This is a genomic window from Mucilaginibacter sp., assembly GCF_028288205.1.
Lineage (GTDB): Bacteria > Bacteroidota > Bacteroidia > Sphingobacteriales > Sphingobacteriaceae > Mucilaginibacter.
Genome location: NZ_JAQBOD010000016.1, coordinates 70,440 through 97,222, shown reverse-complemented (window position 1 = coordinate 97,222; position 26,783 = coordinate 70,440). Strand labels below are relative to the sequence as shown.

General features: G+C 40.6%; 25 protein-coding genes. 9 read left to right on the top strand and 16 right to left on the bottom strand.

From position 1 onward, the window contains the following. The 6 genes from JWR23_RS04020 to hemA all read right to left on the bottom strand — a co-directional run bounded on the left by JWR23_RS04020 (position 1) and on the right by hemA (position 7,246). Positions 1–876 carry a cell wall metabolism sensor histidine kinase WalK gene (locus JWR23_RS04020; RefSeq protein ID WP_299513288.1) on the bottom strand — a complete coding sequence of 292 codons (876 nt, stop codon included), beginning with the start codon at positions 874–876 and terminating at the stop codon, positions 1–3. A 6-nt stretch (positions 877–882) separates the two neighbouring features. Beyond that, complete coding sequence (gene hemL / locus JWR23_RS04015) at positions 883–2,253, bottom strand: glutamate-1-semialdehyde 2,1-aminomutase (RefSeq protein ID WP_299513285.1); 1,371 nt, start codon at positions 2,251–2,253, stop codon at positions 883–885. An 81-nt stretch (positions 2,254–2,334) separates the two neighbouring features. Next, complete coding sequence (gene hemB / locus JWR23_RS04010) at positions 2,335–3,306, bottom strand: porphobilinogen synthase (RefSeq protein ID WP_299513283.1); 972 nt, start codon at positions 3,304–3,306, stop codon at positions 2,335–2,337. Positions 3,307–3,380: 74 nt separating this feature from the next. Next, positions 3,381–4,976, bottom strand: a complete 1,596-nt coding sequence (gene hemC, locus JWR23_RS04005) for a hydroxymethylbilane synthase (protein ID WP_299513281.1) — start codon at positions 4,974–4,976, stop codon at positions 3,381–3,383. A gap of 408 nt (positions 4,977–5,384) precedes the next feature. Then, positions 5,385–5,864 carry a hypothetical protein gene (locus tag JWR23_RS04000; RefSeq protein ID WP_299513279.1) on the bottom strand — a complete coding sequence of 160 codons (480 nt, stop codon included), beginning with the start codon at positions 5,862–5,864 and terminating at the stop codon, positions 5,385–5,387. Positions 5,865–6,019: 155 nt separating this feature from the next. After that, entirely contained in the window at positions 6,020–7,246 is a 1,227-nt protein-coding gene (hemA, locus tag JWR23_RS03995; protein ID WP_299513276.1) for a glutamyl-tRNA reductase, read from the bottom strand. Positions 7,247–7,847: 601 nt separating this feature from the next. On the opposite strand from hemA, the gene JWR23_RS03990 reads away from it, so the two are divergent. Both JWR23_RS03990 and JWR23_RS03985 read left to right on the top strand, forming a co-directional pair. Beyond that, the gene (locus JWR23_RS03990; RefSeq protein ID WP_299513274.1) at positions 7,848–8,678 is read left to right on the top strand and encodes an alpha/beta fold hydrolase; all 831 of its coding nucleotides are present in this window, start codon (positions 7,848–7,850) and stop codon (positions 8,676–8,678) included. Positions 8,679–8,744: 66 nt separating this feature from the next. Next, a complete protein-coding gene (locus tag JWR23_RS03985) occupies positions 8,745–9,737 on the top strand; it encodes an MBL fold metallo-hydrolase (protein WP_299513272.1) in 993 nt (330 codons plus the stop codon). A 23-nt stretch (positions 9,738–9,760) separates the two neighbouring features. On the opposite strand, the gene JWR23_RS03980 is transcribed toward JWR23_RS03985, so the two are convergent. The 4 genes from JWR23_RS03980 to JWR23_RS03965 all read right to left on the bottom strand — a co-directional run bounded on the left by JWR23_RS03980 (position 9,761) and on the right by JWR23_RS03965 (position 14,366). After that, positions 9,761–11,497 (bottom strand): thiamine pyrophosphate-dependent enzyme, encoded by a 1,737-nt coding sequence (locus tag JWR23_RS03980; RefSeq protein ID WP_299513271.1) that lies wholly within the window; start codon positions 11,495–11,497, stop codon positions 9,761–9,763. A 142-nt stretch (positions 11,498–11,639) separates the two neighbouring features. Beyond that, positions 11,640–13,652, bottom strand: a complete 2,013-nt coding sequence (gene ispG / locus JWR23_RS03975) for a (E)-4-hydroxy-3-methylbut-2-enyl-diphosphate synthase (RefSeq protein ID WP_299513267.1) — start codon at positions 13,650–13,652, stop codon at positions 11,640–11,642. Positions 13,653–13,843: 191 nt separating this feature from the next. After that, complete coding sequence (locus JWR23_RS03970) at positions 13,844–14,104, bottom strand: DUF4160 domain-containing protein (RefSeq protein WP_299513265.1); 261 nt, start codon at positions 14,102–14,104, stop codon at positions 13,844–13,846. After that, positions 14,091–14,366 (bottom strand): DUF2442 domain-containing protein, encoded by a 276-nt coding sequence (locus JWR23_RS03965; RefSeq protein WP_299513264.1) that lies wholly within the window; start codon positions 14,364–14,366, stop codon positions 14,091–14,093. Before JWR23_RS03965 ends, JWR23_RS03970 begins: the two co-directional genes overlap by 14 nt. Before the next feature lie 96 nt (positions 14,367–14,462). Here JWR23_RS03965 and JWR23_RS03960 point away from each other — a divergent pair, with 96 nt between their 5' ends. Then, complete coding sequence (locus JWR23_RS03960) at positions 14,463–15,080, top strand: RDD family protein (protein WP_299513263.1); 618 nt, start codon at positions 14,463–14,465, stop codon at positions 15,078–15,080. 16 nt (positions 15,081–15,096) lie between these two features. Here JWR23_RS03960 and JWR23_RS03955 read toward each other — a convergent pair whose 3' ends face one another. The 3 genes from JWR23_RS03955 to JWR23_RS03945 are packed head-to-tail and all read right to left on the bottom strand — an operon-like array spanning position 15,097 to position 17,479. After that, positions 15,097–16,083 (bottom strand): DUF5668 domain-containing protein, encoded by a 987-nt coding sequence (locus tag JWR23_RS03955; protein WP_299513262.1) that lies wholly within the window; start codon positions 16,081–16,083, stop codon positions 15,097–15,099. Positions 16,084–16,127: 44 nt separating this feature from the next. Then, positions 16,128–16,754, bottom strand: coding sequence for a PspC domain-containing protein (locus JWR23_RS03950; protein ID WP_299513260.1), 627 nt, complete (start codon positions 16,752–16,754; stop codon positions 16,128–16,130). Between the two features lie 20 nt (positions 16,755–16,774). Next, entirely contained in the window at positions 16,775–17,479 is a 705-nt protein-coding gene (locus JWR23_RS03945; protein ID WP_299513258.1) for an SDR family oxidoreductase, read from the bottom strand. 185 nt (positions 17,480–17,664) lie between these two features. Between JWR23_RS03945 and JWR23_RS03940 the strand changes: the two genes are divergently transcribed. Both JWR23_RS03940 and JWR23_RS03935 read left to right on the top strand, forming a co-directional pair. Continuing rightward, positions 17,665–18,396 carry an ABC transporter permease gene (locus tag JWR23_RS03940; RefSeq protein WP_299513255.1) on the top strand — a complete coding sequence of 244 codons (732 nt, stop codon included), beginning with the start codon at positions 17,665–17,667 and terminating at the stop codon, positions 18,394–18,396. Beyond that, the gene (locus JWR23_RS03935) at positions 18,393–19,145 is read left to right on the top strand and encodes an ABC transporter ATP-binding protein (RefSeq protein ID WP_299513252.1); all 753 of its coding nucleotides are present in this window, start codon (positions 18,393–18,395) and stop codon (positions 19,143–19,145) included. Before JWR23_RS03940 ends, JWR23_RS03935 begins: the two co-directional genes overlap by 4 nt. A gap of 353 nt (positions 19,146–19,498) precedes the next feature. Here JWR23_RS03935 and JWR23_RS03930 read toward each other — a convergent pair whose 3' ends face one another. Next, on the bottom strand, positions 19,499–19,981 hold the full coding sequence (locus JWR23_RS03930) for a hypothetical protein (RefSeq protein ID WP_299513250.1): 483 nt from the start codon (positions 19,979–19,981) through the stop codon (positions 19,499–19,501). Positions 19,982–20,025: 44 nt separating this feature from the next. Continuing rightward, a complete protein-coding gene (locus tag JWR23_RS03925) occupies positions 20,026–21,570 on the bottom strand; it encodes a hypothetical protein (protein ID WP_299513248.1) in 1,545 nt (514 codons plus the stop codon). Between the two features lie 313 nt (positions 21,571–21,883). Between JWR23_RS03925 and JWR23_RS03920 the strand changes: the two genes are divergently transcribed. From JWR23_RS03920 to JWR23_RS03910, 3 genes are read left to right on the top strand one after another with little or no spacing between them, the layout of a single operon-like run. Then, positions 21,884–22,768, top strand: a complete 885-nt coding sequence (locus JWR23_RS03920; RefSeq protein ID WP_299513246.1) for a class I SAM-dependent methyltransferase — start codon at positions 21,884–21,886, stop codon at positions 22,766–22,768. A 9-nt stretch (positions 22,769–22,777) separates the two neighbouring features. After that, complete coding sequence (locus JWR23_RS03915; protein ID WP_299513244.1) at positions 22,778–24,367, top strand: amidohydrolase family protein; 1,590 nt, start codon at positions 22,778–22,780, stop codon at positions 24,365–24,367. A gap of 48 nt (positions 24,368–24,415) precedes the next feature. Beyond that, complete coding sequence (locus JWR23_RS03910; RefSeq protein WP_299513242.1) at positions 24,416–25,462, top strand: hypothetical protein; 1,047 nt, start codon at positions 24,416–24,418, stop codon at positions 25,460–25,462. Positions 25,463–25,567: 105 nt separating this feature from the next. Here JWR23_RS03910 and JWR23_RS03905 read toward each other — a convergent pair whose 3' ends face one another. Continuing rightward, on the bottom strand, positions 25,568–25,960 hold the full coding sequence (locus JWR23_RS03905; protein WP_299513240.1) for a DoxX family membrane protein: 393 nt from the start codon (positions 25,958–25,960) through the stop codon (positions 25,568–25,570). Between the two features lie 107 nt (positions 25,961–26,067). Between JWR23_RS03905 and msrA the strand changes: the two genes are divergently transcribed. After that, positions 26,068–26,613 (top strand): peptide-methionine (S)-S-oxide reductase MsrA, encoded by a 546-nt coding sequence (gene msrA, locus JWR23_RS03900; protein WP_299513238.1) that lies wholly within the window; start codon positions 26,068–26,070, stop codon positions 26,611–26,613. Positions 26,614–26,783: the final 170 nt, after the last annotated feature.

Below are 26,783 nucleotides of genomic sequence, written 5' to 3'. Positions count from 1 at the left end.
TTATGTTAATCCAAAAACAACCTCAAATATGCTTCCTCCAGGGCGATTGTCCTTGACCCTGATGCTTGCCTCATGCTTATCCAATACTTGTTTTACAATGAATAAACCCAGGCCGGTACCTTTAGTATTACGCGTATCTTCACTGCCAACGCGATAAAACTTGTCGAAAATACGGCTTTTTTCTTCATCTGCTATGCCAATACCATGATCGGCTACCTGTAAATGAACTTTGCCATCTTTAGAGAATAGCTTAACATCCACCGCCTCGCAAGGTTTAGAGTATTTTATAGCATTCTCTACCAAATTAGTAACTACTGATGTAAGCGCGAACTTATCACCGGTTATTTCAATTTTTGGTTCTATCTCGGCGTTGATTATCATTTGATTACAGTCGCATTTAGTTACCTGTAAGCGGTTTACTATACTATCCACCAATACCGATAAATTAAAGCTTGCTTTAGGAAAAGTGTATGAGCTGTTATCAATTTTTGATGCCAGCAACATATTCTCAACCATGTCATCCAGCCGCTCAATATCTAACAATGATTTATCAATAAAATCTAAGATCTGCACTTTAGAAAGGTCTCTTTTTTGGATAGTTTGCAGCAATAGTTTAATTGATGCCAACGGCGATTTCAGCTCATGTGTAACAGAAAGTAAAAAATTCTTCTTTTGCTCCTGTAGCCTACGCTCCCGGTTAAAGGATTTGTGCAGGTAAATTGCGCCAACTAAAAAAACCACCACAAATACCAGCCCCTCGCCCATGATCATACCTGTGCGACCAGGTTGTGATCTAACCAACATATATCCCCACCAAATTAATTCGGCAACGGCATAGGTAATAAGTGCATAAAAAATGACAAATGATCTTTTCATAATCGTTTATTTATCTCTGAATACCAAGTCAAGACTATCAAATATAGCTCTTTTTGCTTTCTCCAGGTCAATCTTGGTATGTGCCGACGAGATGAACCCAACCTCATAACCAGACGGACCTAAATAAACGCCCCGGTTTATTAATTCGCGGTGCAGTTTTTTAAATTTCTCCATGCTATTTGGATCAATTTCTTCGGCTTTACTTATCAATTCCTGGTCGGTAAATGCAAACCAGAAGATAGAGCCAATGTTAAACACTTTAAACTTATAATTCCTGGCGGTAGCAAAACGTTGAATAGCTTCGGTAAACTCTTCGGTCTTTTTGTGCAGATCCTTGTAAAAGCCCATACGCAATAATTCAGTCAATTGGGCAATACCTGCCGCCATAGCAACCGGGTTGCCAGACAGTGTGCCCGCCTGGTACACCCCGCCATCCGGCGATATATGGGCCATAATCTCTGCAGAGGCGCCATACATGCCAACCGGCAAACCGCCACCTATAATTTTACCATAAGTAATAATATCCGGCTGTATTTGGTAATGCCCTGCGGCACCTTCAAAACCTATGCGGAAACCCGATATCACTTCATCAAATATTAATAGCGTTCCGTTTGCTGTACAAATATCGCGCAGCACTTGCAAATATTCTTTGGTTTGCAGCAGCAGGCCATTATTAGCCGGGATAGGCTCAATAATTACAGCGGCTATCTGGTCTTTAAACTCAGCAAATGCTTTTTGCAGCGCTTCGGTATCATTCAGGCCGATAACTATCGTTTCATCAGCAAACGCTTTGGGTACACCCGCTGAGGATGTTTCGCCAAAAGTAACCAGGCCCGATCCGGCTTTAACCAACAAAGAATCTGAGTGCCCATGATAGCAGCCCTCAAACTTTAATATTTTATCGCGCTTAGTATACCCACGAGCCAACCTGATGGCCGACATAACCGCTTCGGTACCCGAGCTAACAAAGCGCAGTTTCTGTATGAATTTATTGTTTTTCAGGATCAGTTCGGCCAGCTCATTCTCCAAAGCCGTGGGCGCGCCAAATGACATGCCATTTTGCATTACCTCAATAACCTTCTCTCTAACTTTTGGATGATTATGTCCCAGGATCAGCGGTCCCCACGAGCAGCAAAAATCAATAAACTCGTTATCGTCTGCATCCCAAACGCGACAGCCATCACCTTTTTTTATAAACAGCGGCGTACCATATACAGATTTAAACGCCCTAACCGGCGAGTTAACCCCACCCGGAAAAAACGTCTTAGCCTTTGCGTATAACTCCGCAGATTTTTCCCTGCTGATATCCGGCTTACCCGTTTTATTTACCGGTAAATCCTCATCGCCCGAAAACATTTTTTTTATAGAATCTAACATTCTTTTTTAAGTCAAAAGTTAAAATTCAAAATTCAAAAAGTAAGTCGATTTTGACTTTTGACTTTTGAATTTTGACTTAACCTAAATCCATTTATTCTCCAACACCTCTTTAGCATGATACGTTAATATCGCTGTCGCCCCAGCCCTTCTGATGCTGGTTAGCACCTCGGTAACGGCACGCTGTTCATTGAGCCAGCCTTTTTGTATAGCGGCTTTTATCATGGCGTACTCGCCGCTTACATTGTAGGCTGCTACGGGTAATTCGGTATCGTCTTTTATTAATTTTATTACGTCAAGGTAAGCTAACGCAGGTTTTACCATTAAAAAGTCGGCGCCTTCTACTTCGTCTAAACGTGCTTCTATTAAAGCTTCACGCTGGTTAGCCGGGTTCATCTGGTAGGTTTTTTTATCACCAAACTTTGGCGCAGAATTCAACGCATCCCTAAACGGACCATAAAACGCGCTGGCATATTTAGCCGAGTACGACATGATAGAAACATGCTTAAACCCCGCATCATCCAAAACACGGCGAATATAGCCTACCCTGCCATCCATCATATCGCTTGGCGCAATAATATCTGCTCCGACTTGTGCGTGGGCCAATGCCATTTTACCTAAAACCTCTAAAGTTTCATCGTTTAGTATTTCGCCGTTCTCTACAATGCCATCGTGGCCATCGCTGCTGTAAGGATCCATCGCTACATCAGTGATTACACAAGCTTCAGGAAAGTTCTTTTTAACCTCGCGTATAGCACGCAGGTACAAGCTTTCTTCGCGGTGACTTTCGGTTGCATATTTATCCTTCAGTTCTTCGCTGATGTTAGGGAACAAGTCAAAAGAATTTAAACCAAGTTTCATGCAACTCTCCACCTCGCGCAGCAAATTATCTATCGAATATCTAAAGATACCCGGCATAGACGCTACCTCGGTTTTTTGGTTATTACCCTCCACAATAAACAAGGGGAATATCAAATTAGCCGCGCTAACATGTGTTTCCTGCACCATCTGGCGGATAACTTCACTCTTACGGTTTCTTCTTGGTCGTTGTAACATAAGCCCCCCTTAAATCTCCCCCGGTAGGGGAGACTTTCATTTTAATTTTTTAAGCCTCCATAATAAAGCCCTCCCTACCGGGGAGGGTTGGGTGGGGCTATCCCAAACACTGCCTCTGCCAGCCCAACTTCATCGGGCGAGAAAGGCAATATATATTTTACCCCCATCTCATCAAACTTTTTACCGGTTGATTTGCCTATGGCAATTACCTTTTGATATGGGTCCATTAAATTATCAGCGAAATAAGCATCCACGTTTGACGGGCTGGTAAATACCAGCACCTCCGCGCCCGATCTTTCTACTTCGTCTTCCAGCACAGTTTCGTAAACAGAAATATCTATAACCTTTGTGTCGGCCGACAGGCCTTTTTGTATGCTTCTTAATGATTCTTCAGCTCCCGGAAACAATACTTGCGTTCCGTTGGCTACTTTGGCAAATTCGGCGGCTACATCTTCCGGATCAATGCCTAAACCTGTAAAAGCTGCAAAATGCCCTTTTTTACGCAACATTTCTTCTGATCCGCCCCCCATTACTCCAAACTTTACATTCTTAGGTAAATGTGGCCCCAGTTGGAAAAAGTATTCAACCGCGTTTTTGCTTGAGAAAAATATCCAGTCGATATTTTTTAATATGTACGAATCTAACTTGGTAATAACCGGTACTGTGCGTATTAATGATCGCCCTTCTATCTGTATATTATGTTTTTCTAATGCTTTGCGGAAATAACTTTGCTCAGATATCTCGCGCGATATAAATACACTCGTTGGCAGTTTGCGCTGGGGGTCAAAAGCAGCAATAATTTTTTTGGCAAGGCCATCGGTTTTATCGGCTTCTAAAAATAAACGGTCGGGAAAATCATCGCCGGTCTCGGCTTTTGATGTAAATACCTGGAACATGTTATCCTCGCGGCGGCAATAACAGCCCAGTGGTAAGTGGCAGCCTCCACCAAATAGTTTTAGCACCGTACGCTCAACTGCCAGTTCTTCGGCAACATCGGGATGGTTTAGTACCTGCAGGGCCTCAAACAATTCGGTATCGCTTTCGCGTATCTGTATGGCCAGCACGCCTTGCGCAGGTGCGGGTACAATTTCGTTAGGGGTTAGTTCTTCTACATGAAACTCGCTCAGATCAATACCTAAACGGCTAACGCCGGCTTTGGCCAGCATAATAGCGTCGTAATTTTCATCGCGTAGTTTGCCTATGCGGGTAGGTACGTTGCCGCGCAGGTCTTCAATTTCCAGATCAGGGCGATAGGCCAGTAATTGTGCCTTGCGCCTGTTGGATGAAGTGCCTACAATAGCGCCGAATTTTACAGATAGCTTTTGGTGAACATCCACGCAGTCCTTCAAGATCAGCAGCAGCTCAGATGGGTCCTCCCGCTCTGATACTGCCGCGATGATGAGTCCCGGAGGGTTTTCGGTAGGCAGGTCCTTGTGCGAGTGTACCGCTATGTCAATAGTACCTGCCAATAATTCTTCTTCCAGCTCTTTGGTGAAAAAGCCTTTACCTTCTAATTTATCAAAACTTAAATTAAGTAAGCGGTCGCCTTGTGTTTTAATAATCTTTAGCTCGACAGTAATATTAACTTTTGCCAGGCTGTCTTTAACAAAATTAGCCTGCCATAGCGCCAGTTCGCTTCCGCGTGTACCTATAATTAACGTTCTTTCCAAGGGGTTATTCTATTTGCAACCGCAAATTTAATTTTTTATGCGGATGGTTGTCTATTTTATTGATGATATGAAAATAGAGTGACTATTCAATGAGTGAGTTAGTGAATAAATGAGTGAGTGAAAGAAGGAGAAAGGATTGAAATTAGCAAGACGACGGGCCTTAATCGCTGATAGCAACTGTTATTACATTAAAAAAGGTGATGTAGTGTTTCACAAAATAATGAAACACATGAAACACTCTTTTAGGTTAACTTATTGATATTTAATAATTTGACAAAATGAGTGAAACACTTTGAAACAGTACAAAAGCTTTAGGTAAAATAGTATAAATAGCTTATAATAAGGATTTTATACTATTTTACTGATTTTTTCAAATATAGCGTGAAACACCTGATGTGAAACACTTTGTCAATAACTAAAAGAAAGATTTTCGCTTCGCTCCTGGTAAAAGTGTACCAGTGTCCCCAAATCATCTGCGGAAATATTTAAATTGTCAATTTTTACAGTTAAGTGTTTTTCAGGCACCTGGTAGGAGAGATAATGAGAGCCTCTTCTCCTCCAACCTATTTCTTTTACCTTAGCTTCTGTTATTTCATGCCAGGGATAAAATGGCACCGTGTCGGTTTGTATACCTTTGTTATTGATAATTATACGAGGCTCATCAATAATAAAATTCCTGCCTTTTATATAAATAAAAATACTGGTGAGTATACAAAGCATTAAACCACCGGCATAATAATCTGGCCCTCGTGTTACAAGATACACACCAATTCCAAATCCGATGAATAATAAAACCAACTTAAACAGCGCGTCGCCTTTGGAATAATAAATTCTTGTTTCTTCCGGAATTGGATTAGCTACAACAATATTTGGCCTGGTGAACTTCATTAGCTTTATATTGACCTTAGATAGTATCTAAGTTAATGAATTACATTGACAAAAAAAATTATATTAATTTCTGCCTGGCGTGCAGAGATCGCCATGCTACCGCTCGCAATGACGTGCGGGTGAGCTACCTTAATAAAGAAGAATTGGGGATAATATTAGTGGTTATTGATCAAAATATCTTTAGCCATTACCATGGGTACACTAATGTATTTTTTCTCCATGTAGTTGATAACGCGTTCTAACACCTCGCGCGATTGCTGGTCCATGCCTTGCAGTTCGTCGGCAAATACACTGTTGATGGCGGTGTTGCGTATCTCTTTTATCTTTTCGGGCACCTGGCGCATGGCCAATTCTATGCGGCGCTGTTTAAGCATCAGTATAAATTCGGCCATGTTTTGCTCTATAATGGCTTCGGCATGGGTAAGCTCCTGATAACGCTCCTGTAAATTGCGTTTGGCAACTTCGTTTAAAGAACACACCTCGATAAAATTAACCGGGAACTGCTCCAATACTTCGGGCGCGGTATCATTAGGTATGGCCAGATCGACAATAGTTTTTTTGCCGGTTTCGCCGTTTAGTAAGCTTGCGTATATTTCGGGCGTAATAATAGGTTCTGTTGCTGATGTAGAGGTAATAATAACATCAAAGCCCTTATTGTAAGTTTTTAAACCGTCCAGTGTAAACGCTTCTCCATTCAAATCAACAGCCAGCTTTTGGGCCTTTGACAGGGTACGGTTAAATACCGCGAAGTTGGAGAATTTATGTTTTTGAAGATACTTGGAAATGGTTTGATTGGTTTCGCCCGCGCCGATGATAAGGATACGCGCGTTTGTACATAGCTTAAGATCTTTAAGCTTGCGGTAAGCTAATGACACTACCGAAATTGGATTTTTAGCGATGTTGGTATGTGTGTAAACTTCTTTGGCTGTTTTAACCACACAAGTCATGAACATTCGCAGGCAGTCGCCGGTAAGGCCCGCCTCGCGGCCATCTTCATAAGCTTTTCGCAGCTGGGCCAAAATTTCTTTTTCGCCAACTATCAGGCTCTCCAGCGAGCACGACATACGCAGCAAATGGTTAAGCGCTTCCTGATCCTGGTAGATAGAAGCCGCGTCAACAAAAGTACCCATATGCTCGGCGCATAGGTCGATGTTTAATGCTTTAATAAACTTATTGGCAAATGCTTTGTCAACAACCTCGGGGGTTATCATTACAAATTCTACCCGGTTACAGGTAGCCAGGTAAAAAATTTCGGATATACCAAACTCGGCTTTTACATAATGGAGCTTATCTGTAAGGTTCTCCTGGCAGATTACCAGCTTCCCCAGCTCCTTCAGCTCAATCTGTTTATGTGTAAAAGCTATTACCTTTAAATACTTCAAAGCATTTTAAATTTGACCCAACAAAAGTAGCATCCTAAACCAGAAGCAATGTCAAGACTTTGTCATACCGTTGAATTTAGAATGTTTATAAATAAACGGCATTTAATTATTCAAATATCTGTTTTATAGCCAAAAACACAGTTAAAATTACGAAAATGCTAAAAAACTACAGTTTGCTTATGCTCACAACCGGCTATTTATATGCCCGAGTGAACTATTTCCGCAATCCGGCGTCATACATCCGCATCATTCCGCATTATATTCCATATCCCCAATTTATAAATTCCTTGTAGGGAGTTCTTGAAATATTGTTTGGCTTAGGGTTGATATTTAAAACAACGCGCCTGTTTGCCGCCATTAGCCTATGTTTAATGCTGATGGCGTTTTTACCCGTGTATATACAAATGGTTAGAGATGCGCCGTTAAATTTGGTACATTTACTGTTACCCTTTAATGCATGGTTTCGGTTGCATTAGCCGGCATTGATAGCTTGGGCATAGTGGCATGTTAAGCCGGATGAAAATTTTGTAACAACCATAGGTAAAAAGCATCTATAATTTGGTTAACGCTGCGTATTGTGGTATAATTGGCTTATTTAATAATGATTAAAAAAGAATTTTTTACACTATCAGGCGCTAAAGGCAGGGGCATGTTAATGGACCTTACCTATGATGAGAATTTTAAAGACGCCCCGCTGGTTATCTTCGTACATGGTTTTAAAGGGTTTAAAGACTGGGGTACGCATAACCTGGTAGCCAATTACTTTGCCCAAAACGGGTACAGGTTTTTAAAATTCAATTTTAGCCATAACGGCACTACGCCTGATAATCCAATAGATTTTACAGACCTGATAGCTTTTAGCGACAATACTTTTTCTATTGAATTGGATGACCTGAACACGGTTATTGATTTTGCCATTAATGGCTCGGCAATACCGCGGGCAAATGGCGTATATTTAATTGGCCATAGCATGGGGGGCGGCATTAGCATAGTTAAAACTGCCGAGGATAAGCGGATAAAAAAACTGGTTACCATGGGTTCTACTTCAAGCTTTCATAATCTTTGGCCCAAAGAAGCCGAAAAGCAATGGAAATTACAGGGTATAATGTATATGTTGAACAGCCGTACCAACCAACAAATGCCTTTAAAGGCGGGTTTGTTGTACGATCTGGATAAACACCCGGAAAGGCTTGATATTTTAAAAAAAGCAGCTGAAATAACACAACCATGGATAATTATACATGGCGACGCGGATAATACTGTATCTCCTACCCATGCCAAACAACTACATACGGCACAACCCCATGCCGAACTATTATTAATAAAAGGCGGCGACCATACCTTTGGGGGAACACACCCCTATGCTAAAAATACGTTACCTGCTGATTTGCAAAAATTTTGCAATGCGGCCATCAAATTTTTAAATAAATAATTTAATACAGCGCCCCTTTAATACCTTGTTGTATAATTATATACCGGTACTTTATGTAATGCGAATATGATATCAGAGTCAAGAAAAAAAGACGGAAAATATTTAAACCCTATATCAACAGACGAAGCTGGTTTTGACAAGATGATCCCTATTATATGGGCTTATGCTACTAATAAAGCCGAAGTTATACCTGCAAAAACATTAGGGCCATTTAAAACCGATACATCCATTTACCAATCACCACCTAAAAGCGGACTAAGAATAACCTGGGTGGGGCACTCCAGCTTATTAATAGAAATTGACGGGCGAACCATTTTAACCGACCCGGTTTGGAGCCAGCGGGTATCTTTTGTGCGATGGATGGGACCAAAGCGTTTTTTTGGGCCACCTATAGCTTTGAGTGATTTGCCCCCACTAGATGCCATTATTGTATCTCATGATCATTATGACCATTTGGATAAAGAAACCATCAAGTTTTTTGCGGGGACCACTATACCGTTCTATTGCTCATTAGGTGTTGGGCAGCATTTGGAGAAATTTGGCATCGTAAAAAATTACATTACCGAATTGGATTGGGGAGATAGTGTAATGATAAATCATGATTGTGTGATAACCGCCGCACCGGCAAGGCATTTTTCGGGTAGGGGGATATTTAGACGCAATGAAACTTTGTGGTCGTCATTTATAATAAAGGGCAAAAAGCACAATATATTTTTTGGGGCCGATTCTGGATACTTTCCGGGGTTTAAAGAAATAGGAGAACTTTTTGGCCCATTTGACCTAACCATATTAGAGATTGGCGCCTATGGCAAATACTGGCCCGATATACACATGGGGCCGGATAATGCATCAAACGCGCACCTGGCTTTAAAAGGCAAATTAATGATGCCGATACATTGGGGCACCTTTAATCTGGCTCTGCATGATTGGTTTGAGCCTATTGAAAAACTGCAACAATATGCTGTAGATAAAAAGATAGAACTATTTGTACCCGAACCGGGTAAACCAACCGAAGTTACCGGAGCATATAATTCTGGTTGGTGGAAACCATATTTATAGTTTGCAGCAGGTAGTGAAAACTGCTATAACACTTCCTTCAAATGCTTATAATTTGATTTAACGGTATCCAGCACTTCGTCCATTCTGCCGTTTAATACCAGTTTGGTCATGGATAATGCCATGCCTTTTACCTGTTCAAACTCAATTTTTGGCGGCATGGCTAAGGCGTTGGGATCGGTCATGATATTTATCAATACAGGACCTTTATGTTGCAAGGTTTCCTGCAATGCTTGTTTAACATTATCGGGCTCAGTCACTGTAATTCCTTTTATGCCCATAGCTTGTGCCACTAAAGCAAAATCAGGGTTAACCATATCGGTTTGCCAGTCGGGCAGGCCGGCAACTTCCATTTCAAGCTTTACCATACCTAATGACCGGTTATTAAATAAGATGATCTTAACCGGTAATTTATATTGAACTATAGTAGCCAAATCGCCTAAAAGCATAGATAAGCCCCCATCGCCACACATAGCTATTACCTGCCTGTTGGGGCAGGATAATGCCGCGCCAATAGCCATAGGCATAGCATTAGCCATAGAACCATGATTAAAAGAACCTAACAGCTCGCGTTTGCCGGTGGCGTTAATATATCGCGCTCCCCATACGCACGACATGCCAGTGTCAACCGTAAATATGGCGTCATCAGCGGCTATCTCATCCAATATACTGGCAACCTTTTCGGGATGAATATTATCGGTTTCCCCGCCATCATCCACGTAGCCTTGCATCTGTTTTTTCACCTCGGCATAAAACTCCAATTGCTCTTTTAAAAAGCTATCATCCTTTTTTTGAGCGACCAATGGCAACAAAGCTGTTAATGTATCTTTTATATTACCACATAAACCTATATCCACTTTAGCACGGCGGCCTAAACGCTCGGATTTAATATCCACCTGTACAATTTTGCACTTTAGTGGCATAAACTGGGCATAAGGGAAATCGGTACCCAGTAAGATCAGCAGGTCGCATTCATGCATGCTATGAAATGCCGATGGTAAGCCCAGCAAACCAGTCATGCCAACCTCGTTAGGGTTGTCATATTGGATACTCATTTTACCTTTGAAAGAATAGCCTACCGGTGCGTTTAGTTTATTGGATAGATTTACTACCTCATCGTGCGAATGCGCTGCACCTATCCCGCAAAAAACAACTATATTTTTATGCTCATCTATTAATTGAGCCAATTGTTTCAAATCAGTGGCTGAAGGTCTGACCTCGGGAACAGGATTATAATTTTGTGTAGAAGACACTCCTTCTTCTGCATCCATTTTGGTGAGGTCGCCGGGCAGGCCTATTACTGATACCCCTTTTTTATTCAAGGCGTACTGTATGCCTGCCTGCAGCATACGCGGAAATTGAGCCGGCGTTGTCGCTATCTGGTTATAATGGCTGCAATCGTCAAAAAGCTTGATGGTATTGGTTTCCTGAAAATAGTCTGTACCAAATTCCATACTCATAACGGTTGATGCGATGGCAATTACCGGCGCCCCGGCTTTATGGGCATCATACAATCCATTAATTAAATGTACGTGACCGGGGCCACTGCTGCCAGCGCAACAGGCAAACCCCGATAGCTGTGCCTCGGCACTTGCTGCGAATGCTCCGGCTTCTTCGTGGCGTACATGTATCCATTGTATACTGCCTTCGCGCCTTACCGCGTCGTTCACCTCGTTCAAACTATCGCCGGTTACGGCGTATATTCTTTTTATGCCATTGTTAACCAGCATTTCTACCAGTTGGTCGGCTACGTTCTTTACCATATTACATACTTGCTTTAAAACTTTAACCAACCAACTGTTTGTGAGTTTTAAAATTTGTAAATAAGGGTAAAGATCGGAGATTAGTTATTAAAGATCAGGGGAATAATTTTGAAGACTAAATTTAACAGACAAGTATTAATCTTTAAACCGAAGGCTCTATCCAGTTACCATCCTCGCGGATAATGCCTATCAGCTCATCAAGCGCATTGGCGGCGCTGATGTTTTTCTTTACCGCTTCCTTGCCACGGTAAAGCGTTATCTTATCGGTACCCGAGCCTACATAGCCGTAATCAGCATCGGCCATTTCGCCGGGGCCATTTACTATGCAACCCATAATACCAATTTTTAATCCTTTTAAATGACTGGTACGGCTGCGGATCATTTGCGTAGTAACCATCAAATCAAACAACGTACGGCCACAACTTGGGCACGATATATATTCTGTTTTTGAGATGCGCGACCGCGTTGCCTGTAAAATACCAAAAGCTGTTGAGGTTATTGTTTTAGTGTCTATTTGAGGGGCATCTATCCAAATACCATCGCCAAAACCGTCAATTAGTAACGCACCGAGGTCGGTAGCGGCTTGTAGTTGTAAGTTCTGAGTCTTGAGTTCTGAGTCTTGAGTTTCGAAACTGTAACTTCTTTTGATGATAACCGGTACCTCCAGCTCCAACTCTTCCATTTTAAAGAAGAAGGAGCGCTGATCGGCCATGCCGTGCAGGGTATCAGTCTCCAAAACAAAAACCAGTGAATTGCTGAAAGGCAATAAACCAAACTCTTCCGAATCAATATCCGCAGGTTTTAAACGCACCAGGTTCAATGCTGATGAATGATCATCGGCATAAACATACTCACTCAAGGTAAATACCGGATGGCAGTTAACTTTATGGGTTAATTTTTGCCAGGTTGGGTAATTATATAGCTGCTTTAAATTAGCGGGCAGATTAAATGATGGCAATTCATCACCCAAAAACACAAAATCAACCGACTGCTCGGCCATATTATATTTATCTAACAAAGATGAATAGATATAACCGGCATCATTCAGCACCGAAGCATCTTTCAGATTAGCTTCCGATAGATCAACCACCACACGCGGCACCATGTGCCCCCCTATAAAAGCGTTGGCTTCGTAAGTGTAGCGCTTTTTGTATTCGTAGGGACTGTAAGAAAGAGGTAAAAGGTTAAAGGTTAAAGGTAAAGGATCTGTAAAATTACCTTTAACCTTTTGCCTTTCAGCCTTTAACCTTTCGGAATATCGGTTCACCAAAGCAATAGCCACCGGTGCCTCTGCTTCGGGTTCTTCGGTAAGGGATACGCGGACGGTATCGCCCAGGCCATCTTCTAATAAAGTACCTATACCAACGGCTGATTTGATGCGGCCATCTTCGCCGTCGCCGGCTTCGGTAACGCCTAAATGCAGCGGATAGTTCATGCCCTCGGCTACCATAGTTTCAACAAGCAAACGGTAGGCCTGTACCATAACCTGTGGGTTGCTTGATTTCATGGAGATCACCAAATTATAATAATTAAGCGTTTCGCACATCCGCATAAACTCCATTGCCGACTCGACCATGCCTTGTGGGGTATCGCCATAACGGCTCATTATCCTATCGCTTAGCGAACCGTGATTAGTGCCAATGCGCATGGCGGTGCCATACTCCTTGCATATTTTCACCAGCGGCGCAAATTTTTGATATATACGTTCCAGTTCGCCCTGGTATTGCAGGTCGGTATAATCTATCTGGTCAAATTTCTTTTTATCGGCATAGTTGCCCGGGTTAACACGCACTTTTTCAACAATGCGGGCGGCAACCTCGGCGGCATTGGGGGTAAAATGTATATCGGCAACTAATGGTGCTGTATAACCCCGCTGGCGCAATTGCTTTTTTATTTCTGCCAGATTTTGTGCCTCTTTAATACTTGGCGCGGTAATGCGCACATATTCGCAGCCTGCATTAATCATCCGGATAGATTGCTCAACCGTGCCTATGGTGTCCATAGTATCGGTAGTGGTCATGCTTTGTATGCGGATGGGGTTATTACCGCCCATGGGCACATCGCCAATAAAAACCTCGCGCGTTACAAAACGTGAATATTCTGTTAATGAATTACAATAACGGCCGGGAAGTAATTTTATAGCGGGGGTATGCATGCAGATACTATTCTTTATTTGTTGCAAATTTACAAAATATGTTATTGCCGATAATTATTAAATTTGAAGTATGACGAAGCAACAAGATTATATAGATTTTGAAATATCTGATGAGTACAAATTAATGATTGATACAAGATGTGAATGGACATACACAATACGTAACTGCCGAAGATATAAGAAATCGTTTTTTAAACCAAGGGAGCGATCTGAAGTAATGATTCTTGTTTTTTTGCCTTATCCCAATTCTCTAATAATTCTTTTTGGTGCAGTGCGGTCCATTCAATTACTAAACCCAAAACTCTCGGTGGTAGCTTTCCCCCTATTAATTCTAATTTCTTTATATCAACTAATCCTTCATATTCAGCATAAACTGCATGAAAATGCGGAGGATTATGGTCTTTGTAAAACATTCTAATAATGATCCCTAAGAAAAAACTAATTTGCGGCATAATTTAAATCGGCTGAAAGTATGTCTTCGGGTTTTTTATTCACTATTTCAGCATATGCAGCAATCACATCTATCTCCAATTCATCATTCCATGCTATTGAATAACCTGTAGTATATACTTTATTAAAAAATTGCTCATCTCTCAATCCTAAAAAAATACCTTTTCCGATAAAATCATTTAAGTCGATTATACCCGATACACCATCATCAAAGGTGAGTTGCAATTTATATTCCGGTAATGCATTTACACTAATAGCTTTCATTACTTTGATCTTTATATAGCTAAGATACGAAATATGTTTTTGCTATAAATTTTTCGATAGTAATATTTACCTTTTAAAAGTATTTTTGCATCCACGATGAACGAAGAATACTACCTGGTAGCTGGCGACGATAAAAAGGGACCATACACCCTTGACGAATTAATGGACATGGATATTGATATCCATACAGAAATTATTACGCCATTAAGTGACAAACCACAATACGCGTCTGAACTGCCCGAGCTGAATGATTACTTTGAGGCACAGGGCATATACTTCCCTACCGAGGATAACCTGGCTCCCTTTGGCAAACGTATTGCTGCTTTTTTAATTGACTATTTTGGGATATATATCATCGTATCAAACATAGCAACGCGCACTGGATGGGTTGCATTACCTACTGATTACAGAATTGGTATGCCGGTGCCTAACTCCATGTTGGTACTTACCATAAGTTTTTTAACTACATTTCTGGTTTACAACACAATTTGTGAAGCTACCGGTTTAAAAGGCAGCCTGGGTAAAAGAATGTTTAAATTAAGTGTGGTAGATATTGATGGCAAGGGATTATCGTTACCGCGAGCCTTCCTTCGTAATTTGGGCGTAACGCTGTCTATTACTATATGGGTACCGTTTTTAAGCGTATATTTTAGTGAGCACCGCCAGGCCTGGTATGATAGTTTAGCTAAAACTTATATTATAACAACGCCTTGATTTTAAGGTGAGGAGATCAATATCTTCTCACCTTAAAATCTGCCATTCCGCCGCTCATTTTTATATATATCTTATTCTTAGCGCTGCTAAAGCCCGGGGTTTCATAATTATTGTCTGTGGTTTCGGTAAAACCCTCAAAGTTTTTAGAAGACAACCCTGTTTCGCTTATAATCCTGCAGGCTGCGTTTTCAGGAATGCTGATATTTGTTGCAGACATGCCTGTTGATATAATAACATTGGTAGCGAGTAATGGCTGACCAAGTTTTACATCAAATGCCGCCGCGCCGCCACTTATCTTTAATAATCTTACCTTAAATTTGGTTAGATCAAAATTTAGTTTGGTAGCGCCTGCTTTTACATTAATTTCCCATTCCGGATTTGGGTTCAGCTTAAAAACTGCCGAGTTTGTTTGATCATTTTTGCCATTATTATCACCGTCGTGCCAGTTCCAGTTAATGCCATGGCTGTTTTTCATGCTAAAATCAAGCACATAAACAGAATCTTCTTTGCTATGGTTAAAAATATAGTTGCCTCTGAATTCTTTGGTACTGGCGTTAAATAGCTGGTTAGTAGTATCACTTAAACTGTAAATAGTGCCCCCACCGCTAATGTTAAGGCGGGCAACTTTTATATCATTGGTAAAAGGTTCGTTATAAACACTATTGCCTTCAATTTTAACTATGCCTTTGCCGCTGCTATCACCCTCATCATCATTATCATCATTGTAGTTATAAGTATAGTTGTTCCAAAAACCATGATGGCTACCAAAATTACCAAATACAATTAACCCAAAGCCAATTATAATAACAGCTAACTTAAGCAGCATGGCCCAGGTGGACCTGTTATGAGCAAATATTAAATTAATACCGCCAATTACTATAAATATGGGCCATAGGTATATAAAGTTATGCCAATGGAAATTTATATAGCCATAGTTGTGAAGCAGTATTACCGCTCCAATTAATATCAGGACTACGCCCGGGATTATTTTATCGTTTCTCATGATCGTAATTTTATGTTGATAAAGCTATTGCTTTTATCTAATAGTTATTCTGTTGGATGTATATCACCGGTTGGAGGTATATCACCGGTTGCTTCTTCTTTTTTTTCTGCTTCGGGTTCTTTTGCAGCGTGCCAGTTTTCTTTTTCCCACGGGTTTTGCTTTTTGCGGGCAAATACCAACACTAAACCCATCACAATAAATATTAGCGGCCACAAACGGTCAAATTCCCAATCAGGTAAAAAATTAAATTCGTCCAGCAAAAAGAAAGAGCCAAATGCCACTAAAGCAATACCTATGATTATTGATGCGGTTGATGCTCTTTTAGGCGGCGCTACAAATGGTGCACCCGGTTGCTGGGGAGGGGTAAAACTTCCATGTGGGTCTGGTACACTATAATCAACCGGATTTTGCGGCGGTACGGTATAATCAACCGGACCGCTGTTGTTAACCGGTCCATAATTACCCGGGCCATTGGCATTAAAGCCGTAAATCTTTTTAGGTAATACTATCCATAATATAATATAAGGGATAAGTGCCACCCCTTTTAATATTAATACAAGCAAAAACACTACCCTTACCAGGGTTACGTCTACGCTCAGATAATCAGCCAGGCCGGCGCATACGCCTGCTATCATTTTATGCTGCTCATCCCGTTGTAATTTCTTTTCCATAATCTTAAATTTAAATCAGTTTATAATTGCCCGCCAGCGGGTTTTATTATGAGTTCGTCAACATTGGCACCTTTGCTCATTTTGTAAATATTTACAATTGCCGATGCTATGTCTTCGGGCATCACCATCGTGTCTTTATCAACGGCTTGGCCCTTCCATGAGTCTGTTAATGTTGAGCCGGGAATAACTGCAGTTACCTTAACCCCATGCTGTTGCATCTCTAATCTCATTACGTTATTGAGACTATACAGTGCAGCTTTTGTTACACTATAAATGCCCGCTTCTACCACCGGATTGAGCGCCGCGACCGAACAAATATTGAAGATATGGCCTTCACCGACAGAAACCATAGTTTTACCGAAAAAACGGTACAGTTCGTAGGAAGGCATTAGATTAGTATTTATCATTTTTTGGAATAAATTTTTTTCATCATCCAGTATTTTAGAGTACGCGTACATACCTAAATTGTTTACAAGGATGGTAATTGTACCCAATTCCTGCTCTGCATTTTTGGCAAATCGTAGCAATTCGTCCTTGTTACTGCCATCAGCAACGGCGGTAAAAACTTTTATGGCGGGGTTAATTTGCAGCAGCTCGGTTTTAAAAGCCGCCAGATCTTCGGCCTTGCGCGAGTTAACGGCAATATTTATACCTTCCTGGGCTAAAGCGATAGCTATGGCGCGACCCATGCCTTTGGTGGCGCCGGTTATTAAAGCATTTTTCATAATGAATAAAAGTAAAGTATTATCTACAAAATTGGTTAAGTAAAAAATTGCAGTTATCTTCCAATAGTTAATCCTAAACAAACCACCCCCTATTCCGTTAAATACAACATTAAATGCAGTTATCTCGTTAACCCTTATCAGGTTCAAAGTAAAAACGTATTTTTAGCAGAATTTTACAGCAACGCATGTTTTATAGTTTAGGCAAATACATACTCTTATTACGTTTAAGTTTCCGCAGGCCCGAAAAATTTAGTGTTTACTGGGCCGAGGTTATGCGCGAGATGGTTTCCATCGGTATTGGCTCTTTGGGCATTATCGCTATTATATCTCTTTTTATTGGTGCGGCAACCACTATACAGGTAGCTTTTCAATTAAGCAGCCCGCTGGTGCCGCTTAGCATTGCAGGTAAAATAGCACGCGATTCTACCATACTGGAATTTAGCCCCACCATATCAGCATTAGTATTAGCCGGCCGTGTTGGCTCAAGCATTGCCTCGCAAATAGGCACCATGCGGGTTACCGAGCAAATTGACGCGCTGGAAATTATGGGCGTAAATGCTCCCGGTTATTTAATATCGCCCAAAATTATCGCCAGCATGACCATGGTGCCCTTGCTGGTCATCACATCAATAACCCTGGGTATAACAGGTGGTTATATAGCTTGTTTAGTATCCGGGGATATTAGCCCGGATGATTACATAGCCGGCGTTCGTGATGGTTTTGACGGATTGACCGTACAGGTTGCGTTGGTTAAAGCAATAGTATTTGGCTTTCTAATCTCTTCGATTTGTGCCTACCAGGGTTTTTACACATCAGGCGGCGCGTTAGAGGTTGGGCAATCATCAACCAAAGGCGTGGTATACAGCTGCGTAATGATCCTGTTTGCCGACCTGGTGATAACTCGTATTATGCTATGATCGAAGTTAAAAACATTCATAAAACATTTGGCGAGAACGATGTGCTTAATGGCATATCCGCAGCATTTAAAAAAGGTAAAAACAATTTGATCATTGGCGGGTCGGGTTCTGGTAAAACCACTTTGCTAAAATGTATTGTGGGCCTGCATGAACCAACCAAAGGCAATGTTTTTTTTGATAGCCAGAATTTTACCGACATGAGCTTTGAGCAACGTGTGCCCATACGCACCCATATTGGTATGCTGTTTCAAAACTCGGCCCTGTTTGATTCAATGACGGTGGAAGAGAACATTATGTTCCCGCTGAACCTGTTTACTAAACAAACCCATGCGGAAAAATTAGAAAGGGCCAATTTTTGCCTTGAGCGGGTTAACCTGGCCGGCAAGAACGCACTGTATCCGGCCGAACTATCGGGCGGGATGAAAAAGCGGGTAGGTATCGCGCGCGCTATATCTATGCAGCCTAAGTATTTATTTGTTGATGAGCCCAACTCGGGCCTCGACCCTAAGACTTCTATCCTGATAGATGACCTTATAAATGACCTCACCGAAGAATATCAAATGACCACCGTTATTGTTACCCACGATATGAACTCGGTAATGGGTATTGGCGATCATATTATCTTTTTGCACAACGGCGAAAAATGGTGGGAAGGCAGCAATAAAGAAATTGCCAAAACCGATAACCAGGAACTAAACGACTTTGTATTTGCCAGTAAGTTTATGCAAGCAGCGAAAGCGAAGTTATAGTTGGTGGTTAGAGGTTAGTTAATTAGAGATTAGGCCCACTACAGTGCAGACGGCAGCGCGGTTTTGTTTCACGGGTGGTGAAACAAAATGTAACAAGTGAAACAAGATTTTGAGTTAAGTTACTACAAATAAGCCTTTTGCCAAAAAGTGATGTAACAAAATGTAACAACTTTTACGTCAGTGCGTTTATGAATAATATTAGGGTAATATTTTGAAGATCAATTAAATACAAATCAGCTGTTTTAAGGGTGGTGAAACAACTTTTTTTGATGACCTTGTTGGTGTTGTCATCATGGGTTTTGGGGAAATTAAAATTGTCATTCTGAGCGAGAAAAAATTCGTATATTAATTAATTAACGGATTGAATCAAATGAGTAGGACAGCATTAACACCTCGGGCAAAAAAATAGCTTTAGGATCTGATTTATATACCGGAGTCAAATTAGATAAGACCATACCCAAAACCTCAGAAGGGGAGTATTGTTTCTTTAACGCCATACAATCCTTTTTTTCATTCTCTAATGAAATACAAAATACAATAGGATGTTTATTAATAGGTAAATTTTTCGAAAATTGGTATCCTAACAAAAAGCTTAAACTTTTTGTTAGGTCTTCGGATGTCTTATTTAATAAATCATATTTTATTACTTTATTATTAATATCTGTATTTACTTTAACTAAAGCATATTGCCACTCACAATTTTTTTTAGTTGCATCGGATGGTTTAAATCCCTTACGTACATATTGTAAAAAACTATCATAACCAAAGAGGTTAGGTGGTTGATTTTTATAATAAGTAAATAAACTTATTATAACTGTAAAAACTAATGATTTCATATTATTCATTTGTTAAAACATAATTTATATTAATTGCAAAATTACTAATTACATAGCTGTCCCTTACTGCCTGATTTATAGCTTTGATTTGCGTTTTGAATAGCTATTTTTTCGACATCACTTAATGTACTATATAAACTACCTGCATCCAATTCTAATCCACCCCATGATAACGCTTTTGCATCCTCTGGACTAAGGTTAGGAAACATGATTAATAAATCCGCAGTCATAGTTGATATATAATTTCTCGCCATATCTAAATGATCATTAACAATAGTTTGACTGGATTTTAGGTAGGCATGAAATGCTTCATGTATGATAGTAGCTGCTATGTACTCCTTAGATGAATTCCCTATTTGGGATGGATTTAGTGTAATTTCCAAATTCATGGCATTAATAAGTGTTCTATTTGTGCCTGACTGAGTAGATTTATCTATATAGGTTGGACGAGTTTCACCATCGTCGCCTAAATCAATTAAATTATTCAAATCATCATTAAAATTCAAATTAAAGTTTGTGTTATCGTTAAATATTGAATTCATGGATTGATTGATAGTATATTTTACATTATTGCTAATTGCAAAATCTACTTGTTTTTTCAAACAAGGATTTTTTACATCATTAATAATGTCTACCGGAGTGTAACACTGCGTAGCAGCAGGATCCGGGAAGCCGCCATCAACAGGCTGTTGCTCGGGTGTGTAAACATTAACCTGCCGGCCACCAAAAGCATTAATAATAGTACCGGCGGCACATTGCGGAGGGGCACCGGTACTGCCACCGCCACCACCACCGCCATCACCCCCACTACCACTACCACTGCCGTACCAGCATTCGGTATACAGGTATTCTGAACTGATCAACACCTCGTTAATATAAGTGTTTAAGTACCAGTCGCCACAAATAACAGCCTCGGCTGTATTGGTTTTAAGCTTGCCGGTGTTTTGAACCTGCTGGGCGTTGGTGCTTTTGGCAGGTGCAATTAAATGCCCGTTTTTATAGCCGTGCCCGGATATAAATTTACCCTTAGGTGTAAAATATAATACCAGGCCGCTAAAACCGGTGTCGCGCTTACTGTAGGTGTTGCGGGCAAGCTTGCTATAATCGCCTTTAAGGTAGTCTGAGTCGGCAATTATGGTCATGATATAAGCATCATAACCCTGGCCATTCTTCAATAGTAAAAAAGACGACTTGCTGTTTTTCTTATCGGCGTACAGCTTATTATTCTCTATGTTTTTTAAGGCAAATAGCGCTTTGCTGGCAGGGTCAAGCGGCAGTTCAATAACTTCCCGGTTAAGGCGTGTGTATTTTTTGCCATGCTGCCAGTCGGGGTTCATAAACTGGCTAAAATCTCGGTGGCTATTAACGCTTTGCATAGCCAATTTAGTATTGGAGGCTGCCGCAATATTTAAAGGATAAGCATTGGTATACCATTCTTTAGCATTGGCAATATCGGCATCGGCAAGGGGCGCTTCCTGTTGGGTTTTAAGATCTTTTTTACAGCTATGAATTATAAACAAACTAATGCCTGCCAGCAGCACGGTGCATAGTTTAATTACAACGCTTTTGGTTAAATAATTGTTTTTCATTGATAAGGTTGGTTATGCGGTTTATGTTTAGCATTTGTTATACAATACTATTATAAATTTAGTGAACATTATTCATTTACTTGAAAAACAGGTGTTTATACGTTAGTTTAAAGGGTATAAATACCCTTTTTTTAAGGTATTTTTACCCTTTTTTCATAGGCAGATAAGTATTATGCGGTTAATTGCCTACAACATCATTTGCTTTAATTAAATAAAAAGCATATCTATTATTAGGCTACAATAAAGCTTTTTATTTTAATTTTGCGCCAAACAACGAATCTCTAATCTCCAATTAACTAATCACTGCAAGCAAATGATCCAACTCCTCACCCCCACACACTGGAAAGATTACGAGCTGATAGATTGCGGCGATTTTGAAAAACTGGAACGCTTTGGCAATGTAATTTTAATACGTCCCGAACCGCAGGCTGTGTGGAGCAAGGTTTTGCCCGCGGCAGAGTGGCAGCGGTTGCATCATATCAAATTCAAGGGACGTTCGGCAACATCGGGCGAGTGGGTAAAGAAAAATCCGGCTACGCCTGATAGGTGGCATGTAGAATATAAAAACCCGGAGGCAGCTATTAAATTCAGGCTGGCGCTTACCTCGTTTAAGCATTTGGGTATCTTCCCCGAGCAAGCGGTAAACTGGGATTATATATCGGCAAACATTAAAAAGTTTAAAACACCCGAGCCTAAAGTGCTTAACCTGTTTGCCTATACCGGCGGCGCCTCATTAATAGCGAAAGCCGCGGGGGCTGATACAACGCACGTAGATTCTATAAAACAGGTGGTTACCTGGGGCAATGAAAACATGGAACTATCAGGCTTGAAAGATATACGCTGGGTGGTTGAAGATGCCCTTAAATTTGTAAAGCGCGAATTAAAACGCGGCAAAAAATATAACGGTATCATACTTGACCCGCCCGCATATGGCCACGGACCAAACGGCGAAAAATGGAAGCTGGAAGACCACATTAACGAAATGATGCATGATGTTACCCAACTACTTGATCCCGAAGAACACTTTTTAATATTGAATACCTACTCGCTGGGCTTCTCGGCAGTAATTGTAGAGAATTTAATAAAAAGCTCGTTCCCCAAAGTAGAGAATTTAGAAATTGGCGAACTTTATTTGCAGGCAACATCAGGCATAAAATTGCCATTGGGTGTGTTTGGTAAATTTTATAAGCATAAATAATAGTTGACCATGATGAAAGGCAAAGCCTGTTTATTGTTCCTGCTTTTTATACCGGCCATATCATTTGCACAGCAGCATTTTGATATCATCCTAAAAAACGGAAAGATAATTGACGGCACCGGCAATCCATGGTTTTATGGCGATGTAGGCATCATCAAAAATAAAATAGTAAAGGTTGGCGATCTGTCGCATACCAAAGCCACTAAAATAATTGATGCGACGGGCCTAATTGTCGCACCGGGTTTTATTGACGTACATACACATATTGAGGGCGACGAAAAGAAAGTTCCAACTGCCGATAACTTTATTTATGATGGGGTAACTACCATTATAACCGGCAATTGCGGCAGCTCTAATATCAACATAAAAAAATATTTTGCCCGGTTGGATAGTATTAAACTATCTGTAAACGTAGCCACACTAATAGGTCATAATAGTGTGCGTGAGGCTGTTTTGGGCGAAGCTGCGGTAGAACCTACTGCCGGCCAGTTAGTAAAAATGGAGAATATTGTAGACCGGGCCATGCGCGATGGCGCGGTAGGCTTTTCTACCGGGTTAATTTATACGCCCGGCGTTTATTCAAAAACAGACGAAGTTGTGGCGTTGGCTAAGATCGCGGCAAAGTATAAGGGTGTATACACATCGCATATGCGGAATGAAACCGATAAAATATTTGCCGCCATTGACGAAGCCATTGATATAGGTCGCCAGGCGCAAATACCGGTAGAGATATCGCACTTTAAAGTTGGCCTGCCCAACTGGAACAAGTCGGATCAAATGATAGCAATGGTGGAGAGTGCCCGGGCCGAGGGTTTGGATGTTACGGTAGACCAATATCCCTACACCGCCAGCAGTACTTCATTAAATGTTATCATACCCGAGTGGTTATTTGATGGTGGCAATGCCACTGCGGTAAAAAAATTAGCGGATACTGCCATACACAGAAAAGTGGTTGATGAAATGATAAAAGATATGGCAAGGCGCGGGCGAGATCATTTTGATTATGCAGTGGTTGCTCAGTGTTTATCAGAGCCATTATATAATGGCAAAAATATTGCGCAGATAAATGCGTTAAAAGGCAGGCCATCTACCATACCGGATGAGATAGAAACTATATTGGATATTATAAAAACAGGCGGAGCCACCATGGTATTTCACGGCCAGAACGAAGCAGATGTAGAAAATATTTTGCACTACCCGCTTACTATGGTCGCGTCCGATTCGGGTATCCGGCAGTTTGGCTCTGGCGTACCCCATCCGCGCGGTTACGGTAGTAATGCGCGCGTGCTGGCTTATTATGTTCGCGAAAAAAAACTCATACGGCTGGAGGATGCTATCAGAAAGATGACCTCGTTGCCGGCACAAAAATTTCACCTGGCAGATCGTGGCTTATTACAAACAGGCAAGTATGCCGATGTAGTGATATTTGATGCAAATACAGTTAAAGATGAGTCTACTTTTGAGCATCCGCACGCCTATTCAACCGGCTTTAAATATGTATTAGTAAACGGCCAGCTAACTGTGGATAATTTTAAACACATTGGTACCAGAAAAGGTGTTATTTTGCATGGCGCAGGATATGTGGCGAAAAATAAATAATAAACGATCAGGTAATACTGATAATAACAACAAAAAACAATCGGGTAAATGAAAAATATATTTCTTTCAACAGTATTATTACTGTCTTCATTAGGGCTTTTTTCTAACTGCGCGCAAAATAAAGCAGGCAGTACAGCCGCTAAAACATCAACTGTTGCTGCAACGGTTGAGGCCAAAACAGAAGACACTACCACAAAAGTGGCATACCAGCCAATAGACAAAAAACTGTATGACTCATTGATGAAACGGATGGCCCATGCGGATACAACCGGGAAATGGCCGGTTAAAAACACACCTTACCCAATACCCGGCGCTATTTTGCCATTTAAACGTGTGGTAGCTTATTACGGCAACCTATACTCTAAAAAGATGGGTATTTTAGGCGAATTACCGCCTAACGAAATGTTGGCCAAATTAAAAGGCGAAGTAAAACATTGGGAAAAAGCAGATCCGCAGGTACCTGTTCAACCGGCTTTGCATTATATCGCCGTTGTAGCAAGTGGCGACCCCGGTAAAGATAAAAAGTACCGCCACCGCATGCCGTTTAAACAAATTGATACAGTTTTATATTTAGCCAAAAAGGCCCACGCTATTGTATTTTTAGATGTGCAGGTTTCTTTAAGTAATATCAGGACAGAATTACCGCTATTAGAAAAATACCTGGTAATGCCTCAGGTTCATTTTGGTATGGACCCTGAGTTTTCTATGAAGGATGGCAGCCTGCCCGGCAAAAAAATAGGTACTTATGACGCGGACGACATTAACTATGTATCAAACTATCTTACGGGCCTTGTTAAAAAATATAACCTGCCTCCAAAAATTTTAATAGTACACCGTTTCACCAAAAAAATGGTAACTAACTATAAAAATATTAAACTTCATCCCGAAGTTCAAGTGGTAATGGATATGGATGGCTGGGGCGAACCTGACCTGAAAGAAGGCACCTGGCGCTATTTTATATATAGCGAACCGGTACAGTTTACAGGCTTTAAGCTTTTTTATAAAAATGATATTAAGAAGGCCCCACACCACATGCTTACCCCTGAAGAGGTTTTAAAGAAAAAACCTTATCCTATGTATATTCAATACCAGTAATAATATTAACCATAAAAAAAGCTCCTTGAAAATCAGGGAGCTTTTTTTATGGCCGGTTATTTTTCGCGTTTAATGTCAAAAAATAACAGGTATAGCGCTATTTATTTATACCGCGGGCTTCGCTGTAAATATGGTGGTATAATATTTAAAGTAAGCAATACATAAAAACACGTTCAAAATAAGTACTGTCGAACCAATAGGTACACCATAAGGGGCCAGCATAGCATGGAACAAGAAAATATTTATCGTAATAGGTAAAAGCACCAGCAAAAAGAACGCGGTAAACCGGTTAAGCAGCAAAAACAAACCGCTGGTAATTTCAACAACTTTTAAAAATTGAAAAAAATAACCCGAACCATATAAACCACCTGAGAACGCAGCTGCGGTCGGGCTCATGGCAGGAGGTTTAACATGTAAAAAATCATGGAAAAAATTAATACCGAACACTACGAAGATAAGGCCCAGTAATATCCGGGCAATTAATGCTGCAATTTTCATAATAAGTTTTTTTAAGTTTTATTCAAAACTTAGCATTTAAATCGACAAAATCAAATGTTTAAACACATATATTTAAACTAAACTATCTTACCTTCGTTTAAATAATTATGAACATACAGAAAATAACATTTGGCAGTGGGTGTTTTTGGTGTACGGAAGCCATATTTCAAACACTAAAGGGAGTTAAGGCGGTAACATCCGGTTATATGGGCGGGAAAATTAAAGATCCAACCTACGAACAGATTTGTACCGGCAATACCGGCCACGCCGAAGTAGTTGAGATAGAATATGATGCTGATGAAGTTGGCTTAGACGAATTACTGCTTATTTTTTTTAAAACACATGACGCTACCAGCTTAAACCGCCAGGGAAATGATGTGGGCACGCAGTATCGCTCTGTTATATTTTATCATACTGACGAGCAAAAGCAGCATGCCGAAGCTATGGTAAAGAAACTGACCGATGAGCAAATTTATAACAAACCTATTGTTACTGAAATAAGCCCCGTTAGCGAGTTTTATAAAGCCGAGAATTACCATCAAAATTATTTTGCCGATAATTCAATGAAACCGTATTGCGCCTTTGTGATACAACCCAAGCTAAATAAGTTTGCCAAAGAGTTTACCGGGAAAATCAAACCGGAACTATTATAATAATTTGCCTGCATAGAAAAGCTTTTTTTAACAGCCCTGCTAATATTTGCTTGTTTTACTGCTAATGCTCAAGATGTATCCAAACCTCTTTCCATTTAACCGGATAAGTAACCCATCCATATTAAGTTTTTGTTAACAGGCGTATTGCTGTAAATCAATCTGTATTTTTG

What these genes read in the sequence shown, in the direction of transcription:
- JWR23_RS04020 (WP_299513288.1), bottom strand. Translation starts at nt 876, where the DNA reads ATGAAAAGATCATTTGTCATTTTTTATGCACTTATTACCTATGCCGTT.
- hemL (WP_299513285.1), bottom strand. Translation starts at nt 2,253, where the DNA reads ATGTTAGATTCTATAAAAAAAATGTTTTCGGGCGATGAGGATTTACCG.
- hemB (WP_299513283.1), bottom strand. Translation starts at nt 3,306, where the DNA reads ATGTTACAACGACCAAGAAGAAACCGTAAGAGTGAAGTTATCCGCCAG.
- JWR23_RS04000 (WP_299513279.1), bottom strand. Translation starts at nt 5,864, where the DNA reads ATGAAGTTCACCAGGCCAAATATTGTTGTAGCTAATCCAATTCCGGAA.
- JWR23_RS03990 (WP_299513274.1), top strand. Translation starts at nt 7,848, where the DNA reads ATGATTAAAAAAGAATTTTTTACACTATCAGGCGCTAAAGGCAGGGGC.
- JWR23_RS03985 (WP_299513272.1), top strand. Translation starts at nt 8,745, where the DNA reads ATGATATCAGAGTCAAGAAAAAAAGACGGAAAATATTTAAACCCTATA.
- JWR23_RS03980 (WP_299513271.1), bottom strand. Translation starts at nt 11,497, where the DNA reads ATGGTAAAGAACGTAGCCGACCAACTGGTAGAAATGCTGGTTAACAAT.
- ispG (WP_299513267.1), bottom strand. Translation starts at nt 13,652, where the DNA reads ATGCATACCCCCGCTATAAAATTACTTCCCGGCCGTTATTGTAATTCA.
- JWR23_RS03970 (WP_299513265.1), bottom strand. Translation starts at nt 14,104, where the DNA reads ATGCCGCAAATTAGTTTTTTCTTAGGGATCATTATTAGAATGTTTTAC.
- JWR23_RS03965 (WP_299513264.1), bottom strand. Translation starts at nt 14,366, where the DNA reads ATGAAAGCTATTAGTGTAAATGCATTACCGGAATATAAATTGCAACTC.
- JWR23_RS03960 (WP_299513263.1), top strand. Translation starts at nt 14,463, where the DNA reads ATGAACGAAGAATACTACCTGGTAGCTGGCGACGATAAAAAGGGACCA.
- JWR23_RS03955 (WP_299513262.1), bottom strand. Translation starts at nt 16,083, where the DNA reads ATGAGAAACGATAAAATAATCCCGGGCGTAGTCCTGATATTAATTGGA.
- JWR23_RS03950 (WP_299513260.1), bottom strand. Translation starts at nt 16,754, where the DNA reads ATGGAAAAGAAATTACAACGGGATGAGCAGCATAAAATGATAGCAGGC.
- JWR23_RS03945 (WP_299513258.1), bottom strand. Translation starts at nt 17,479, where the DNA reads ATGAAAAATGCTTTAATAACCGGCGCCACCAAAGGCATGGGTCGCGCC.
- JWR23_RS03940 (WP_299513255.1), top strand. Translation starts at nt 17,665, where the DNA reads ATGTTTTATAGTTTAGGCAAATACATACTCTTATTACGTTTAAGTTTC.
- JWR23_RS03935 (WP_299513252.1), top strand. Translation starts at nt 18,393, where the DNA reads ATGATCGAAGTTAAAAACATTCATAAAACATTTGGCGAGAACGATGTG.
- JWR23_RS03930 (WP_299513250.1), bottom strand. Translation starts at nt 19,981, where the DNA reads ATGAAATCATTAGTTTTTACAGTTATAATAAGTTTATTTACTTATTAT.
- JWR23_RS03925 (WP_299513248.1), bottom strand. Translation starts at nt 21,570, where the DNA reads ATGAAAAACAATTATTTAACCAAAAGCGTTGTAATTAAACTATGCACC.
- JWR23_RS03920 (WP_299513246.1), top strand. Translation starts at nt 21,884, where the DNA reads ATGATCCAACTCCTCACCCCCACACACTGGAAAGATTACGAGCTGATA.
- JWR23_RS03915 (WP_299513244.1), top strand. Translation starts at nt 22,778, where the DNA reads ATGATGAAAGGCAAAGCCTGTTTATTGTTCCTGCTTTTTATACCGGCC.
- JWR23_RS03910 (WP_299513242.1), top strand. Translation starts at nt 24,416, where the DNA reads ATGAAAAATATATTTCTTTCAACAGTATTATTACTGTCTTCATTAGGG.
- JWR23_RS03905 (WP_299513240.1), bottom strand. Translation starts at nt 25,960, where the DNA reads ATGAAAATTGCAGCATTAATTGCCCGGATATTACTGGGCCTTATCTTC.
- msrA (WP_299513238.1), top strand. Translation starts at nt 26,068, where the DNA reads ATGAACATACAGAAAATAACATTTGGCAGTGGGTGTTTTTGGTGTACG.